The 16642-nt window shown below is 72.7% G+C and carries 9 protein-coding genes; 5 read left to right on the top strand and 4 right to left on the bottom strand.

Annotated elements, in window-relative coordinates:
- Nucleotides 1-68: 68 nt before the first annotated feature.
- The 4 genes from KGS77_RS32725 to KGS77_RS32710 all read left to right on the top strand — a co-directional run bounded on the left by KGS77_RS32725 (nt 69) and on the right by KGS77_RS32710 (nt 9373).
- Nucleotides 69-3389: an amino acid adenylation domain-containing protein gene (locus KGS77_RS32725; RefSeq protein WP_242586934.1), complete on the top strand. Its 3321-nt coding sequence runs from the start codon at nt 69-71 to the stop codon at nt 3387-3389.
- Nucleotides 3390-3477: 88 nt separating this feature from the next.
- Nucleotides 3478-4731 (top strand): acyl-CoA dehydrogenase family protein, encoded by a 1254-nt coding sequence (locus tag KGS77_RS32720; protein ID WP_242586933.1) that lies wholly within the window; start codon nt 3478-3480, stop codon nt 4729-4731.
- A complete protein-coding gene (locus KGS77_RS32715) occupies nt 4728-6893 on the top strand; it encodes a non-ribosomal peptide synthetase (RefSeq protein ID WP_242586931.1) in 2166 nt (721 codons plus the stop codon). The genes KGS77_RS32720 and KGS77_RS32715 overlap by 4 nt, the downstream gene beginning before the upstream one ends.
- The gene (locus KGS77_RS32710; RefSeq protein ID WP_242586929.1) at nt 6890-9373 is read left to right on the top strand and encodes a lantibiotic dehydratase; all 2484 of its coding nucleotides are present in this window, start codon (nt 6890-6892) and stop codon (nt 9371-9373) included. Before KGS77_RS32715 ends, KGS77_RS32710 begins: the two co-directional genes overlap by 4 nt.
- Nucleotides 9374-9463: 90 nt before the next feature.
- Here the strand turns inward: KGS77_RS32710 and KGS77_RS32705 are convergent, their stop codons facing one another.
- Nucleotides 9464-11884 (bottom strand): ABC transporter ATP-binding protein/permease, encoded by a 2421-nt coding sequence (locus KGS77_RS32705; RefSeq protein ID WP_242586927.1) that lies wholly within the window; start codon nt 11882-11884, stop codon nt 9464-9466.
- Nucleotides 11885-12045: 161 nt separating this feature from the next.
- Nucleotides 12046-12315 (bottom strand): DUF5132 domain-containing protein, encoded by a 270-nt coding sequence (locus KGS77_RS32700; protein WP_277994296.1) that lies wholly within the window; start codon nt 12313-12315, stop codon nt 12046-12048.
- A gap of 385 nt (nt 12316-12700) precedes the next feature.
- On the opposite strand from KGS77_RS32700, the gene KGS77_RS32695 reads away from it, so the two are divergent.
- On the top strand, nt 12701-12919 hold the full coding sequence (locus KGS77_RS32695; RefSeq protein ID WP_242586923.1) for a hypothetical protein: 219 nt from the start codon (nt 12701-12703) through the stop codon (nt 12917-12919).
- 39 nt (nt 12920-12958) lie between these two features.
- Here the strand turns inward: KGS77_RS32695 and KGS77_RS32690 are convergent, their stop codons facing one another.
- Complete coding sequence (locus KGS77_RS32690) at nt 12959-13426, bottom strand: cupin domain-containing protein (protein ID WP_242586921.1); 468 nt, start codon at nt 13424-13426, stop codon at nt 12959-12961.
- Between the two features lie 124 nt (nt 13427-13550).
- On the bottom strand, nt 13551-16637 hold the full coding sequence (locus KGS77_RS32685) for a TIR domain-containing protein (RefSeq protein WP_242586919.1): 3087 nt from the start codon (nt 16635-16637) through the stop codon (nt 13551-13553).
- Nucleotides 16638-16642 lie beyond the last annotated feature (5 nt).

Genomic DNA, 16642 nt, shown 5'->3' with positions numbered 1-16642 from the left:
CCCCCGGCACGGTCACCGCGCCACGGTCACCGCGCCGCAGTCCCCGCCGTACCCAAGGAGTCCGTCCCGTGCCGCTGCCGCTCTCCCCGTCCCAGGAAATCGTCTGGTTCCACGAGCAGGCGTTCCCCGACGGGCACGCCTACCACTTCACCGCCGTCATCGACCTGCGCGGCCGGCTCGATACCGCCGCGCTGCGCCGCGCACTGGCCCAACTGCTCGCCCGCCACAGCGGTCTGCGGCTGGCACTGGAGCCGGGCGACCACACGCCCGCCACGCAGCGGGTCCTCCCGTCCTGCGAGCCCCGGTACGCGACCGTCGACCTCACCGGTGAACCGGTCGGCGGCGAACGCTACGACGAGGTGCTGCGCCGGCACGCCACCACGCCCTTCCGTCTCGACGAAGCGCCGCTGATCCGCTGGACCCTGGTGACCCTCGGCCCCGAGCACCACCGCCTTCTGCACACCGAGCACCACCTGATCCACGACGGGCGGTCCTTCGCGGTCGCGCTGCGCGACCTGTTCTCCTGTTACGCGGCGAATCTGTCGGGCAAACCTCCGGAGCTGCCGCCGACCCGGCCGTACGAGGAGTTCCTGGAGCTGCCCGCATGCCGGCGGCCCGCCGAGGAGCGGCGCCGGAGCGTCGAGCACTGGGCGGCAGCCCTGGACGGCGCCACCACCGAACTGCGGCTGCCGGGACTCTCCCGTGGCCCGGCCCGCGGTGAGCGCGGCGCACAGCTCCGCCGTACGTTCGACGTGGCGACGGCCACCCGGCTGCGCGAGATCAGCCGGCAGCAGGGGCACACCCCGTTCGTGACGCTGCTGGGGCTCTTCGGGGAGCTGCTGCGGCGGCACAGCCCCGATCCGGGCCTGGTGCTGGGCACCGCCGTGGACACCCGGCCGGAGGGCTTCGAGGAGTCGGTGGGCATGTTCGTCAACACCGTCCCGGTCAGGCTGGAGGCCGCCCCCGAACGCCCGGCGTGCGAGGTGATCGACGATGTCGCCGAGGACGTGGTCCGTGGCCTGGCCCACGCGGACGCGCCCATCCAGGAGGTCACCCGGGCCCTGGGCAGATACGCGGCGGATCTGAGGAACCCGCTGTTCCGGGCGATGTTCAGCGCGCACGACGCGGTGCTGCCTGACGGCGAGGTGCCCGGCCTGGAGGTGACCGTACAGGAGGGCCTGAACTTCGGGACCGTACGGTTCGACCTCGACGTCGTACTGCTGCCGGACGCCCGGCGTACGGTCGGCCCGCGCGCGGGCCAGGGCGGGGCGACCCTGCTGTGGGAGTACGACGCCGACCTCTTCGACGAGGCCACGGTGCACACGCTGCACACCCGGTTCGACGCCCTCGTACGGGACTACCTGGAGCGGCCCGGGACGCCCCTGGCCCTGCTCGACGCCACACCGCGCGACTCCACCGGGGAGGAGCCCGGGACGGCCCGGGACGACACGACGGCGCCGGACGACACGACGGTTACGGACGCCGCGGCGGCAGACCTGTGCGCCGCGCAGGCCGAGGAGATCCTGACGGGGCTGGTGCGCACGGTCGCCGCCCGGGACCCGCGCCGCCCCGCGCTGATCACCGGACTGCGTACGCTGGACCACGGCGCCCTCGAACAGCGCATCGTCGCCCTGACCGGGGTGCTGCGGGCCCACGGCGTCGGCGAGGGCGGCCTGGTGGCCTGCGTACTGCCCAAGGGCACCGACTGGATCGTGGCGCTGCTGGCGTGTCTGCGGATGGGGGCGGTGGCCTGCCCGCTGTCGCCGAAGGACCCGCCCTCGCGCCGTACGGCGGCGCTGCAACGGCTGCGTCCGCAGGTGGTGCTGAGCCATGCGGACACCCAGGTGCCCGGACAGTCCCCGTACGCCACGCCCCGGTCCCCGGCAGCCGCCATTCCTTCGCCACCGCCACCGGCATCGCCCGCGCCCCGGCCGTTGCGCGTGCAGACGGGCCGGGACGCCGGGTGCCAGGGTGAGGCGCGCCGGCTGCCGGGAGCCGCGTACGTGATCCACACCTCCGGCTCGACCGGCCGCCCCAAGGCGGTGGCCGTAGGCCGTACGGCCCTCGCCCACTACCTGACGGCGATCACCCGGCGGTTCCAGCTCACCTCCCAGGACCGGGCCCTGGCCTTCGCACAACCCTGGTTCGACGTCTCGTTGGAGGAGATCCTGCCCACCCTCCACGCGGGAGGGGCCGTGGTGCTGCCCCGCAAGGACCTCCCCTCCGCCGAGGAGCTCATCGCGCTGGCCGCGGCCCGCGAGGTCAGCGTGGTCAACCTGCCCACCAGCTACTTCCTTTCGGTGCGCGGCGAGCTGACCGGGTGCTTCCGGCAGCGCCGGTGGCGCCCGCGTCTGCTGGTGCTCGGCGGTGAGCGGCTGCACGCCGGCGCGGCGTGCGATGCGGCCCAGGCGCTGGGCGGCGGCAGGGTCCTGAACGCGTACGGCATCACCGAGGCCACCGTCACCTCCACCGTGCACGAGGTCGGTGCCCGGGACGATCACCACCCGCTCGGGGAGCTGCCGTTGGGGCGCCCGCTGCCCGGCACCACCGTGTACGTCCTGGACGCGCTGCGCCGCCCGCTGCCGCCCGGCATGGTCGGGGAGATCGCCGTCTGCGGCCCCGCCCTCGCCGACGGGTACCTGGACGCGCCGAAGGCACAGGCCGCCCGCTTCGCCACCCTGCCGGGCCCGGGCGGGAAGGAACTTCGCGCGTACTTCTCCGGTGACCGCGGCTACCTCGGCCCCGACGGGGAGCTGTACTTCCTGGGCCGTGCGGACAACCAGGTCAAGCTGCGCGGGCACCGCATCGAACTGGAGGAGATCGAGGCCGCAGCCCGCCAGGTGACCGGGGACCTGCCGTGCGCCGTCGTGCACGACGGATCGGGACCCCTGGCGCCGCGCCTGGTGGGCTTCTTCAGCGGCGGCTCCCTGCCGCCGGAGCGGGTGTCCGAGCTGCTGGCCGAGCGCCTTCCGGGCCCTTTGCTGCCCGCCCTGTGGGTGCGGCTGGAGACCCTGCCCAGCCTGCCGGGCGGCAAGCCGGACCGGGCCGCGCTGGAGCGCATCGCCCGGCGGGCGGCTCCGGAACCGCGCGAGGAGCACAACGGTGGCGGGGACGGAGCCGGTCCGTCACCGGCCGGCCACGGGCACGGCGTACGGAAGGTGCTCGCCGAGGGCTGGCGGGAGGTGCTGGGGCACGACGCCTTCACCCGTTCCTCGCACTTCTTCCGTGTCGGTGGCCACTCCCTGCTCGTGATCCACCTCGTGAGCTGGCTCGGGGACCGCCTGGGCGCCCGGCCACCGCTGCGCATCGTCTTCGAGAACCCGGTCTTCGAGGCGCTGGCCGAGGCCCTGGACGTCTGGGCGGGGGAACGGGATCCGCTGCCGGCCTGACGCCTGCCGCCGTCCCCGCGAACCGAGGGAGCCAGGAGGAGTCCGAGGACGGGCCGGCACGCACACCACAGGAACACGAAAGGACACCGTGAACGCCAGCCTCACCGCCGTGTTCGAAACGCGGCACCAGCCCACCATCGAGGCGTTCCGGCGCTTCGTCACCGGCGAACTGGAACCACTGTGGGAGGAGTTCGGCGAGAGTACGCCCGAGCACATCCCGCAGGACGTCAAGCGCCATGTGCGCCGCCGCTCGGCCGAACTCGGCTTCTACGGCGCGGAGTTCCCCGAGGCGGTGGGCGGACGCGGCCTGCCGCTGACGGCGGTGGCGGTGCTGCGGCACCTGGCGGGCGGCAGTGGCTGTCCGCTCGCCCCGCTGGCCCTCCCCGGGCCCGAGGGCCCCACACCCCTCCTGGCCCACGGCACTCCCGAACAGCAGCAGCGCTATCTCGCCCCGCTGGTACGGGCCGAGAAGATGCGCAGCCTGGGACTGACCGAACCCCTCGCCGGTTCGGACGCCTACCACCTGGCCACCCGCGCCCGCCGGTCCGGCAGTGACTGGGTCCTGAACGGCCACAAGATCTTCCTGAGCAACCTGGAGGTCGTCGACTTCGTCCTGGTCTTCGCCGCCACCGACGAGCACGGCGGCCCGAACAGCACGGCGGTGTTCATCGTGGACACCGGCACCCCCGGCCTGACCGTGCGGCAGTCCTTCCAGGGCATGTCCGGGGAGTTGCTGTACGAGCTGCTGCTCAACGACGTCCGGCTGCCGGCGGACGCCGTCCTGGGAGGCCCCGAGCAGGCGCATCTCGCCGTTGCGCACAGCATGCTGAGCCTGCCGCGCGGCCGGGTGCTGACCGCCGCGGACTGCAACGGCCTGGCCGAGTACGCCCTGAACCTGGGCCTGGAACATGCCCGCCGGCGGGTGGCGTTCGGCCGGCCCGTCGGCACCTTCCAGCACGTACAGGAACACCTGGTCACCACCAGGACCGAACTGGCGGCGTCCAAGCTGCTGACCCTGGCCTGCACCCACCAGGCCGACGAGTACAAGGAGTTGACGTCCGAGGACGCGGCGATGGCCAAGATCACCGCCACCGAGCTGCTCAAACGGGCCGTCGACCACGCGTTGCAGGTGCTCGGCGGGCGCGGCTGGATGAAGGGGCACCCCTTGGAGTACCTCTACCGCTACGCCCGCATGATGCCGATCGTCGGCGGCACCACCGAGATCCAGAAGGTGATCATCGCCCATGCCCTGGGGCTGGGCAGCCTGGCGCAGGGGCCCGCCCCCGGCGCCCCCGGGCGGCGTGCAGAGGAAGAGCGGCTGCTGCCGGAGGTCACGGTATGAGCGAGCACCGTCCGCCGGGCGGACACCGACCGCCGAGCGAGCACCGTCTGCCCGGTGAAAACCATCCGTCCTCTGAACACCATCCAGCCCCTGAACACCATCCGGCCGGTGAGCGCCGTCGGCCGCCCGATGACCTGGCCGGCCCCGGCCCCGGCCCCGGCCCCGGCGTCCGGGCGGAGGCGGACCGGCTCAGCCTCGCCTCGGGGCCCGCGCTGCCGCCGCCCCCGGCCCCCGGCCCCACTCCCTACCACTGGTACCGGAGGTGGGTGGAGGCCACGCCCGGGGCGCCCGCCGTGGACTTCGGCAGCGGCACCTGGACGTACCGGCAACTGGACGAGGCGGCCGGTGCGGTCGCCTCCTGGCTGGCGCCCACGGTCGCCCCCGGCGACGTCGTGGCCGTCTGTCTGGAGAACTCCCCGGCGCTGGTCGCGGTGGCGCTGGCCGCGGCCCGGCTCGGCGCCGTCTACCTCCCGCTCGGCCCACGGCCCCCGGCCGGCCGGGTCACCGCGCTCGTACGCGACCTGCCCGTCGGCTCCCTGATCACCGAGAAGGGGCAGGCCGCCCCCGGCACGGCGTACGGACCGGGCCGGGACCTGCGGCTGCCGCTCGCCCCGCACACCGCCTTGACCCTCCACCCGCCGCGGGGCCGGCCCGGACTGCCCTCGGCCACCAGGAGCATGTGCGAGGCGGCCTTCTACGCCGTCCTCACCTCCGGCTCGACCGGCACGCCGAAGGCCGTCGGCGTCACGGCCACGTCCCTGGGCGGCTTCCTGCGTGGCTACGGCCAGGCATACGGCGCCGGTCCGGGCTGCCGGCACGCCCTGCTCATCCGGCCGGGCTTCGACGCGCACCTGGGCGACCTGTGGCCGGCCCTGGCCTTCGGCGCCACCCTGTGCGTACCGCAGGCCCCGGAAGAGGTGGCACGCTCGGTCGGCGCGCTCGTGGACTGGCTGCGCGCACGCGCCGTCACCCACGCCATCGTGCCCACCCCGCTCGCCGAGCTGCTCTTCGAGCCGCCGTGGCCCGAAGGACTGGCGCTGCGCCATCTGTTCGTCGGCGGTGACAAGCTGCGCTCCCGCCCGCGGCGCCCCACGGCCGCGGTCCACAACGTGTACGGCCCCGCCGAGGCGACGGTCTTCTGCGTCACCCACCGCCTCGCCGAGGAGTTCGCCGACGGCCGGGCCCAGGGCGCGCCGCCCATCGGGCGTCCTGTCGGCGGTGTACGGCTGGGCGTCATCGGTGAGGACGGGCGGCTGCTGCCGCGCGGCGGCACGGGCGAGCTGGTGCTCGCCGGGCCGCAGCTCAGCCTGGGCTACCTGGGCCGGGCGGCCGAGACGGCCTGCCGGTTCACCGCCCCGCCGCCCGGCTTCGGCGAAGGCGTCACGCGTGTCTACCGGACCGGCGACCAGGTGCGGATGCGGCGGGACGGAGTGCTGGAGTACCTGGGACGGCTGGACCAGCAGATCAAGATCAGTGGGGTACGGATCGAGATGGCGGAGGTGGAGGCGGCGCTGGAACGGGCCGGCGCGGGCTCCGTACGGCAGGCCGTCGTCGTCCCCGTCGGCGAGGCCCCGGCGCAGACCCGGCTCGCCGCCTTCCTGCGGGGCGCACGCCGGGGTGAGGACATCGATGTGCCGCAGATCCTGCGGCGCTGCCGGGAGTTGCTTCCCGTACAGGCGCTGCCCGCCCACGTCACCGTCGTCGAGGAGTATCCCTGTACGCCCAACGGCAAGGTGGACCGCCGGGCGCTGGCAGCCGCCGCCCGGTGCGCCGGGCCGCCACGACGGCCGGACGGCCCGGACGGCCCGGACGGCCCGGACGGCGGGGACCGTACGCCGGTGGCCGCCGCCCCGTCCGACGTCACGGCTCTGGTGCTGCGTACCTGTGAGGATCTGCTGGGGATCGGCGGGCTGCGGCCGGACGACAACTTCCTGGCCGCCGGAGGCACGTCCCTGACCGCGATGAAACTCATCCACGCCGTCGAGTCGCACTGCGGTGTGCGGGTGCGGGTCTCGCGGCTGCTGCGGCAGCCCGACCTGTCCGCCCTGTGCCGGCACGTCCAGGAGCTGATGGGTGAGGGCCGGGCCTCCCAGGTCACCGATGGCTCCGGCAGGCGCACCGGCCCCGCTGAGGGGCCCCGTACCTCCGGAGCGATGACATGACGCCGGCGAGCGCGCCCGGCAGCGCGCCCCATCTCCTCCCGCTGGGGGCGTCCGGCTGGCAGTTGTGGCGGGACGTCCTGCTGCGCGGCGCCGGGTTCCCCGCCCGGCTGGTCCACGAGCTCGCCGATCCTCAACTGGCCATGGCCGCCAACGCCGTGCTCGACGGGTCCTCCAGCACCCGGGACTTCCGGGCGGTGTTCGACGCCTCGGTGGAGCGGCTGCGTACGGCGGTCCGCGACATCGCCGCCGACCGCCGCTTCCGGGAGGCGGTCACCTGGCAGAACCGGGCGCTGGTGGCCACCTGTCTGGACAAGGCGGCAGCCGGGGAGCGGCGCAACAAGCGCGGCCGGGACCACGAGAAGACCATCGCCGCCCACCTGCAGCGCTATGCCCTGAAGAACGACACCATCGGCTTCTTCGGGCCGACCGGCTGGGCGTCCTGGACCGACGCCCCCCAGGACCTGCCGCTGCGCGTGGTGCCCGGGCCGCGTCTGCTCGCCCGCCGGACGGTGTACTTCGAGAGCTGGGCGATCGACGCACTCGCCCGTGCCCTGGCGGCGGATCCGGCGCTGCGGCCGTGGCTGGTGCCGCGCCGCGACCCGGCCGTCGTACTCGACGGTGACCTCGCACGCCGCCCGTACGGGGCGCCGCTGCGCCTGACGGCTGCCGAGACCATGCTGCTCAAGGCATGTGACGCGGGGCGGCCGGTGCGGGAGCTGATCCGTGAACTGGTCGGTGCGCAGCGCCCGTTCCCACACCCGGCGGACCTGACCGGGGCGCTGGCCCGCTTCGAGGAGCACGGCCTGGCCGCCGTCGACCTGGAAGGCCCGATCGAGGCGTGGCCGGAGCGCACCTTGCGGCACAAACTGGCGGCGATCGGCGACCCGGAGCCGCGCGAGCGGGCGCTGGCGGTGCTGGACCGGCTGCTGAACGCCCGGCGCCAGGTCGCCGCGGCGGCCGGTGACCCGGACGCGCTGGCCTCGGCGATGGACCGGCTGAACAGCACGTTCGAGGACATCACGGGCCAGGAGGCGGTACGTCTGCACGGGCAGACCTACGCCAGCCGCACCCTGGTCTACGAGGACACCGTCCGGGACGTACGGGTGGCACTCGGCGCCCGGCTGCGCGGCGAACTGGCGGGCGCGCTCGGGCCGGTGCTGGACAGTGCCCGGTGGCTCGTCGGCCGGATCGCCACGGAGTACGAGGCGCTGTTCCACGCCATTCACCGGGAGTGGTCGGCGAGCCGGTCCGGCCCCGGAGCCATGCCGCTGGCCGCGCTGCTGGAGATTGCCGCACCGCACCTCGTCTTCTCGCTGCGGACCGCTCCCGCTCCCGTACGGGCGGCGGTCGGTGAGTTCCAGGAGCGGTGGGCGCGGGTGCTGGATGCCCTCGAAGCGCTGCCGCCGGGCGAGGCGGCGGGGCCACAGGACGGGACGGCGCTGCCGCAGGGCAGGACGGCGCTGCCGCAGGGCGGGACGGCCCCGGGCGCGCGGCGGACCTTCTCCTCGGGGCGGCTCGCCGGTCTCGTACGCGAGGAGTTCCCGCCCGCGCCGCCCCCCTGGTCCGCGGCGATCCACCACGCGCCCGACCTGATGATCGCCGCCGCCTCGGCCGAGGCGGTCGGCGCGGGCGACTACCAGGTGGTGCTGGGCGAACTGCACGTCTCCTTCAACACCCTGGAGAACCGCGCCGCGGTGGAACAGCACCCGGACCCCGGCGCCCTCATGGACGCGGACGCCGCCGACCACGCCGGACAGCGCGTCTACATGATCCCTCCCCGGGAGAACTGGTGGCTGTCGATCGGACCCCGGCTGACGCCGCCTTCGGCCCTGATGGGGCGGGACACCGTCTACTGGACCACACGTCACCCCTGCGTGGAGCCGACGGGCCCGGTGCTGGCGCTGGCGGACCTGTCCGTCCACTCCGACGGGGAGGGCCGGCTCGTGGTGCGCGACGGCGCGGGAACCTTCCGCGCGCCGCTGCTGGAGGTGCTGTCCGAGCCGCTGTCCGGAGTCGCCGTCAACAGCTTCGCCCCCTTCGCACCGGCCCGGCACCGGCCGCGCGTCACCGTCGACCGTCTCGTACTGGCACGGGAGTCCTGGTCCTTCCCGGTCGCCGACCTGTCCTGGACTGCGCTGCGGGACGAACCGGAGCGCTACCTCGGCGCGCGGGCCTGGCGCGGCGCGCGGGCGCTCCCGGACCGGCTGTTCTACACCTCGCCGGCGGAGGACAAGCCGATGTATGCCGACTTCACGAGTCCGGCTCTGGTCAACCTGTTCGCCACGGCGGTACGGCGGGCGGCGGTACGGGACGCCGATGCGGTGATCACGCTCACGGAGACGCTGCCCGACGCCGACGAGACCTGGCTGACCGACGCGGCCGGTGAGCGCTACACGGCGGAACTGCGCGTCATCGCCGTCGACCCGCTGCGGACGCGGCGGCGGGCGGCCGGTGATCGTGATCCGCTGACCGGAGAGTGACCGGCGGGGCACCGGCCAGGGAGCATTGAGGGGGCGCCGGTCCGCGGCGCACGGGCACCCGCTCCGTGCGCCGCGGACCGGCGCCCTCGCTCAGCGTCCCGCCTCCCGGGCCCGGGCCGGCGCCCCCCGCGCGCGGGACAGTGACGGTACGGGCGGTTCCTCGCCCGCCTGGAGCTGCCACAGACCCGCGTAGATCCCGCCGCGCCCCACCAGCTCCGGATGGGTCCCCTGTTCCGCCACGATGCCGCCCGGCGCCAGCACGTAGATGTGGTGGGCGTTGCGGATGGTGGACAGCCGGTGGGCGATGACCACCAGCGTCCGGTCCTCGGCGAAGGTGTTGAGCGCCTGCTGAATGGCCGCCTCGGTCTCGTTGTCGACCGCGGAGGTGGCCTCGTCCAGAAGGACGATCGGGGGGTTCTTCAGGATCGTGCGGGCGAGGGCGATGCGCTGCTTCTGGCCGCCGGACAGGGCGGCGCCGCGCTCCCCGACGACGGTGTCGTACCCGTCGGGCAGCGTCTCGATGAAGGTGTCCGCCCCGGCCGTGCGCGCCGCCGCGGCGAGGCGTGCGTCATCGGCGTCGAACGTGCCGTAGCGGATGTTGTCGGCGATCGTCCCGTCGAACATGTACGGTTCCTGGGCGACGTACCCGATCGCGCCGCGCAGGTCGTGCAGGGCCAGGTCTGCGATGTCGACGCCGTCCAGCAGTACCTGCCCCGCGTCCGGTTCCCGCAGGCGCATGAGCAGTTTGGCGACGGTGGTCTTGCCCGCGCCGGTGGCGCCGACGATTCCGGTGACCCGCCCCGGCGCGATGTACATCGACAGGTCGCGCAGTGCCGCCGGGCGGCCCGGGTAGGCGAAGGTCACCTTCTTCAGGGCCATGGCGCCGGTGACCCGGTGGCCGCGCGGTCGCGGGGCGCCCCCGTCCTTCTCGACGGGCAGGGCGCGCAGGTGCCGTACCCGGTCGAAGGCGGCGAGGGTCCGCTGGTACTGCTCGGTGAGGGGACCGAGCCGGTTGAGCCGCCACAGCGCCGACACGGGCAGGTCGAGCAGCGGGCCGAACGCCTCCGCCGCCAGTTCGCCCTTCATGACGGCCCGGCCTCCCGCGAAGAGCGTTCCCGGCACCGCGGCCACGGCACACAGCCGTACGATCTGGGCCTGCCGCACCGCGCTGCGGTCGGTACGGCGGTTGGTCTCGCCGTATTCCGCGCTCATCGCGGCGATCCGGGCCTCCTCGTGGTCCTCGGCGCAGGACGCCTTCACGGTCGTACCGGCCTGGAGGTTGTCCACCAGCCGGGCGTGCAGCCGCGCCCGGTTCTCGCCCGAGGTGCTCCGGTCCGCGACGGCGCGCTCGTGGTAGCGCAGCGACAGCCAGGCGACGAGCGGTACGGGCGCGAAGGCGACCCAGGCGATCTGGGGGGCCAGCAGGAGGAACGCCGGTACCATCACGGCGAAGCAGGTGGCCAGTTGGATCGTCTCGTGCAGGGTGTGCCCGACGAAGGTGCCGATCTGGGTGACGTCCTCGGTCAGCACCTGGGAGGTGCGGCTGGTCCGGCCGCTCTCCAGGTCCGTCGGGGCCAGCCGCTGCACGTGGGCGTACGTGGTGGTGCGCCACTCGTGCTCGACCGTCTGCCCCAGCCCTCGCCAGGTGACGTGGGCGCCGTAGGACAGGCCGGCCACCGCCACGCACACCAGCGCGGCGGCTCCGGCGAGGAACAGCACCTGGCTCGCGGTGGCCGTCAGCCCCAGAGCCGCCAGGACCGAACTCTCCCCCTGGCTCAGGGTCATGACGGCGAAGGAGACCAGCATGAACAGGCCCGACTCGGCGATCTGGCCGAGCACCGAGAGCAGCGCGGCCACACCGAACGTGCGCCGGTGCGGACCGATGATGCGCGCCAGCGGGTGGCGTTGCCCGGTCGCGGGTTCGGGCTGTTCGCCGTGGGGCCGCCGCCACCCCCGTCTGATGACGACGGCCGTCGCGACGGCGACGACACCGAGACTGACCAGGGGGCGCAGCAGAAGCTTGGCGCAGAATGTCCCGCACCCCAGGGCCAGTCCGGCCGCCGCGACCCCGGCGAGCCGTGCCGGGGAGCGGGGACGGCGCGGGGCCGCTTCCCCGCCGGCGGCCCGTACGCGTGCCCCGGCACCGTCGTCGCCCGCGGTGCCGCTGCCCGTCGTCCTCGCACCGCAGGAGCGGTGGCGTTGTCCGGCGGCCTTCGCGGGCACACTCGACAGGGCCCGGCGCAGCAGCCGTTCCGCCTGCTCCGGGTCAAGGGCACGGTCGTGCAGTACCAGCACCCGGCCGGTGACCGGGTTGGCCCGCACTTCATGGAAGCCCGGCACGGCCAGGAGCGTCGTCTCCACGAGCCGGGCGAGGGCAGGGCGGCGCAGGATGGGGGCGACGTCCCAGCGCTGACGTCCGGGAACGACGGACCGTGGCCGCAGGGGCAGCACCGCCGGGGCACGGCCTCGTGCGGGCACGCCCGTGCGTGACGCGTCCAGGAGAAAGGGCATGTTCTGAGAACCACCGGTGATGAGGGCCGACTGTGCGTACGTGCACGCCTCATCCCGTACGGCCCCTGTGAGGAAGCCTGGTGGGCGCGCGACGGTACGGCCGGCGGACGGAACGGAAGCCTTGCCCGGCGCGTACGTACGCACGCACACACCTGCGTACGTCAGTGGGCCTTCGCCGGCGCGGAGCGCTGCTTCGGGGCGGCCTTGCGGTCGTCCTTGTTCGTCGTGTCGGCGGCTTCCTCGATGAACGCCTCGGCACTCACCTCCGCGGCGAGGTCGTGCAGTTCCTCGCTCGCCTCGTGAACGGCCTTCTTGGCGTCCATGGCGAGTTTCAGCGACGTCTTGACCACACCCCGAGCGAGTGGTTTGACCACTCGCTTCGCGACGGGAATCACCAATAGTCCAGCGAGAAAGGGAGGGAATGCGGCCATGGTGGTTCGGTCCTCTCATCCGGTGCGCGTACGGGGGACGGTCGGATCGCCTGACGCGAAACCGTGAGGCGATCCCGCGAACTCTGTTGCAACACCGCAGCGAGTCACATGTGTCTGCCACCGCAGACCGTGCGGTCTGTCGTCATGTCTCGCTCCCCCTGCGGACTGCACCCGGGACGGGTCGGGTATCACTTAGCGCGTATACACTGAAGCCCTGCGTGATCAGCCTAGGCGGTATCCCGTACCCCGGACCAGACCAAACAGGTGTATTCACCCGTTCGGGTAGGCGAGGCACTCCGCCTCGCGGACGATGCGACCGCCCCGTGAACCGCACCTGCTCTGCGACTTCCGCCGGCGGAGAAGGCAGGAGAAAAGGAGAACGCGTATGACCGAAGGAGCCGACCACGTGACCACGGAGCCCGAGGAGAAGGACACCGAGGCCGGAACCGTGGTCTACACCGCTCAACTCCGTTACAAAGACGGCCGTTACACGCTGACCGTGACGGACGGCGTACGCGGAATCCGGCATGTGGCCCCCGTATCGCGCAAGGCCGTCGACAAACTCCCCGTCTACCTGGACATGCTCAAGGCGACCAGGGGCTGAGCGAACATCCTTGCCCGCTCAGCCCCTCACCTCCACTCCCTACCGCGCCTGCGCCTGCGCCTCCGTCTCCGTCTCCGCCTCCTTGAGTTGGTACAGCTCGGGCAGCGAGACCTTGATCGGTTCCTGCGTGGTCCGTGCGATCACGACGACCACGGGCTCCTCCGGGTCCGGGTTCTCCTCCCGGTGGGGCACGTTCGGGGGGACGAGGACGAAGTCGCCGGGGTGGGCGGTGATCCGCACCTCCTGCGTGCCGTCGTGGTAGACGAACACGGGGTGTCCGCTGACCACGTAGATCCCCGCCTCCGATGCGCCGTGGTGGTGGTTGTCCGTCGCGCTCAGCGGCGGGTTCTCCACCAGGCCCATCCACAGTTTCTTCGAGCCGACGGTGCTGCCGCTGATGGCGGCGTAGCCGTCCAGCTCTCCGGACCGGACGTGGTGGACACGGTTGTTCAGCGGCGCATCGCCGTCGGTGCTCACCGCGGAACGGATGCCTTCATGGGTGGTCATCGTGGGGCCTCCTGATGTTTTCGAGGGCCTTCGGCCGGACATCAGGTTGCGGCCACTGCACCTGTTCCGGCAACCATTGTTGCCGCCTCGGCAACCCACGTACGTACAGGAGTACGCCACCGGCTCAGGGCGCGCAGCCGTCCTGGTAGGGGATGCCGGGGGCGTACCGCTTCCATTCCGCCCTGCTCAGACCGCCGTTGGCGATGCGGCATGCCCGGCCCACCGGGTCGGTGATGATGTCGGTCAGGGCGCCGAGGCCCCAGACGGTGATGCCGTCTCCGCCGCCCGTCACCAGGGCGTCCCCTTGGCGGGTGAAGGCCAGGGGCCCGGGTTCCGCGGTGTCGTGGGCGAGGGAGCCGGCACGGACGGGCTCGCGGGGGCGGGTGATGTCCCACAGGGTGATCGTGCCGTCGCTCTCCCAGCTCGCCAGGAGTGTCCCTCGCGGGTTGACCGCCAGTCGGCCCACCGTGGTGACCGTGCCGGGCAGTTCACCGGTCGGGCGGGGGCGCAGAGGTGATCGGATGTCCCACAGAGCGACCTTTTTGCCGGTTCCGGTGACGGTGGCCATCACCTTTCCGTTCCCCGCCACGGCGGCGTGGCCGCCCTTGACTGTGCGCAGGCGTTTCCCGCGTTCGTCGGCGAGGACGGTGCCGCCATCGCCGGTGAGCATCACCACCGAGGAGCCGGTCGCCGAAGCGGCAGGCAGGTAGGTCAGTTCCCATGGCTGTGGATCGGAGGTGCCGGAAGTGTCGGAGGTTTTGAGAGCGGGGAGCGAGGCGCCCTTGACCGGCTTGGGCCCCGTCAGGTGCCAGGCCGTCGTGCCCGCCTCTCCGGCGGTCAGCAGCCGTTTCCCGTCGGGGGAGAAGGTGAGGGCGAGTACCGCGTTCCCCTTGACCGTCCAGGTGGAGGCCGGCCCGGTGCCGCGCCGGCCGGAGGTGCGCCACAGGTCGAGTTCGGCTGCCGAGTCATCGGCCTCGCCGGTCGCCAGCAGCCTGCCGTCAGGGCTGAACGCCACCGGTGTTCCCGCCGGGTGGACTTTGTACGTGGAGCGCAGGGCGAGCCGGGTGCGGTGGCGGATGTCCCACAGCGCCACGGCCTCCGTACGTTCCCCGGCTCCTTGCAGGGACTCGCCGGGTTCCCCGGTGGCGGCCATGGTCCCGTCCGAACTGAGCTGCAGGGTCGCGGCGTAGGGACGGTGGTCCGCGGCGAGCCGCGAGGGACCCGGATTCGCGGCCCTCCAGTGGAACACGGCTCCCGTGTCGTCGACGCTGACGACCCGGTCGTGCTCGCCGTCCGGCCGGAAGGCGACCGCCTGGACCGCGCCGGGGTGACCGAGCAGGTGTGCCGCCGTGATCTTTCCGCTCGGTCGTGCCGTGTCCCACAGGATGACCCTTCCGTCGTCACCGCCGGAGGCGAGCAGGGTCCCGTCCCTGTTGAATCCCAGGTCCCGTACGGTCTTACGGTGCCCTTTCAAAGTGGCCAGCAGCTTCGGCGGCCTGTCGGGGGCATTGCTCCACAAGGTGATCCGAGGGCCGTCGGCCAGGGCGAACATGCTGCTGTCCGGGCTGAAGACGGGACCGGACACCCAGCCGTCGATCCTTCCGCGGGGAACGGCCTGTGCGCTGTTGCGCACGTCGAAGACCGAGACGCCCGCAGGGGTTCTGCTCTTGATTCCTCCCCCCGCCTTGCCCACTCCGATCTCCCTGCGGTTGACGGTCAGCAGAGTCCGTCCGTCCGGACTGACCACGACATCGGACGCGTCCCGGAGCCCGGCGTATTCGCCCTGCCACGACGGTTTTCCGTTTCCGGCAGCCCAGAACGAGATCTTTCCGTTCGGCTGGTCGTCCAGCTCGTTCGCGGTGCTGTCGGTCGCGAGGAGAAGCCTGGTGCCGTCGGGACCGAAGGCCGCGCCGGTCGCCTTGTCCGTATGGGGGAGAGACGATGCGTACGGACGGCGGGGATCGCTCACATCCCACAGGCGGACGTTCCCGTTGTCGACCCCGACCGCAACGAGTTGCCTGCCGTCGGGGCTGAAGGACAGCGAATTCGCCCCTTCGGACATGTTGCCGAGAGTGGCCAAGGTGCGCTGCCGGCCCGGGCTCGCCACGTCCCGGAGTTCCAGTTTCCCCGACTTTCCCACCACGGCCAGCCGTGTGCCGTCGGGGCTGAACGCGGCGGCGCTGGACCTGTTGAACCGTACGACGAAGAATCCGCCCCCGGAGCCGGACACCACCGAGGCGCCGCCCTCGATTCCCGGGTGCACGGCCGGGCCGTGCGCGCTCCCCAGGCAGTGGGTGGCGGTGAGGGAGGCCAGCAGTTCCTCCCTGCTTTGCGCCGTGGGCCGGATGGTGTCGGCCGCGAGGTTCATGCGCAGCGCGAGTTGGGGCCGCGCATCGCGCAGCCGCGCGGCCTGACCCATCAAGTCGCCGCGGGTACGCCGCAGTTGCTGTTCCCGGGCGGTCCGTTGCTGGCGGTCCCGGTCCTGCCCCTCCTGAATGGAGTCGTGGATCGCCAGGCCCGCGACACAGGACAGCGCCGTGACGACCGCGATACCGCTCCACAGGGCCCCGATCGCCCGCCGGTGCCGCCGCGCGTCCTCGGCGTACAGATGGTCCATGTCCATCCGGTGCAAAGGAGCGGCCAGCGAGCACACTTCGCGGTGGAAGTCACGGTGCTTCAGGGAAAGGGGGTTCCCGGCTTTCTGCTTGGCGTCCGCAGTGCCGTGGCGGCGCTCCATTTCCTCGTGGATCCATCGCAGATCCGCCCACTTGGGCTCGGCCGCGAACCGGTTTTCCAGGATGGCGGGAAGGGCATCGGTACGCCGCCAGTCGAAGTCGCCCCGGGAGGCGTCCCAGTGGATTTCTCCGCGGGTGAGCACGATGTAGAAGTCGGTGGTGGATTTGTGGTGCAGCCAGAATCCGACTTCCCTGGCGACCCATTCCGAACGTGCCGACTCAGGTGAAGCCAGCAGGATGAAACTGTCCGTGCGCCCGAGCTTTTCCGCCAGGCTCCGCCACAGGTCCGGGCAGGTTTCCAGCCCGGACCCGTCACGGAACACCCGCAGGGCCCGCCGGCGGTACCAGGGCCGGGCCAGCCTGTGCAGCCCTTGCTGGATCGCCGGCGCCACCTCGGAGTCCGCGGCACTGCTGTAGGAAATGAACGCGTCGAACCCGCGTTTGCCGTCTTCGGCCCTTCCCGGGCGACGAGCCATCACCG

Origin of the sequence: Streptomyces sp. MST-110588, from assembly GCF_022695595.1 — a bacterium.
Classification (GTDB): Bacteria; Actinomycetota; Actinomycetes; order Streptomycetales; family Streptomycetaceae; genus Streptomyces.
The sequence above is the reverse complement of the archived record's forward strand: the minus strand, read 5'-3'. Positions and strand labels throughout refer to the sequence as shown.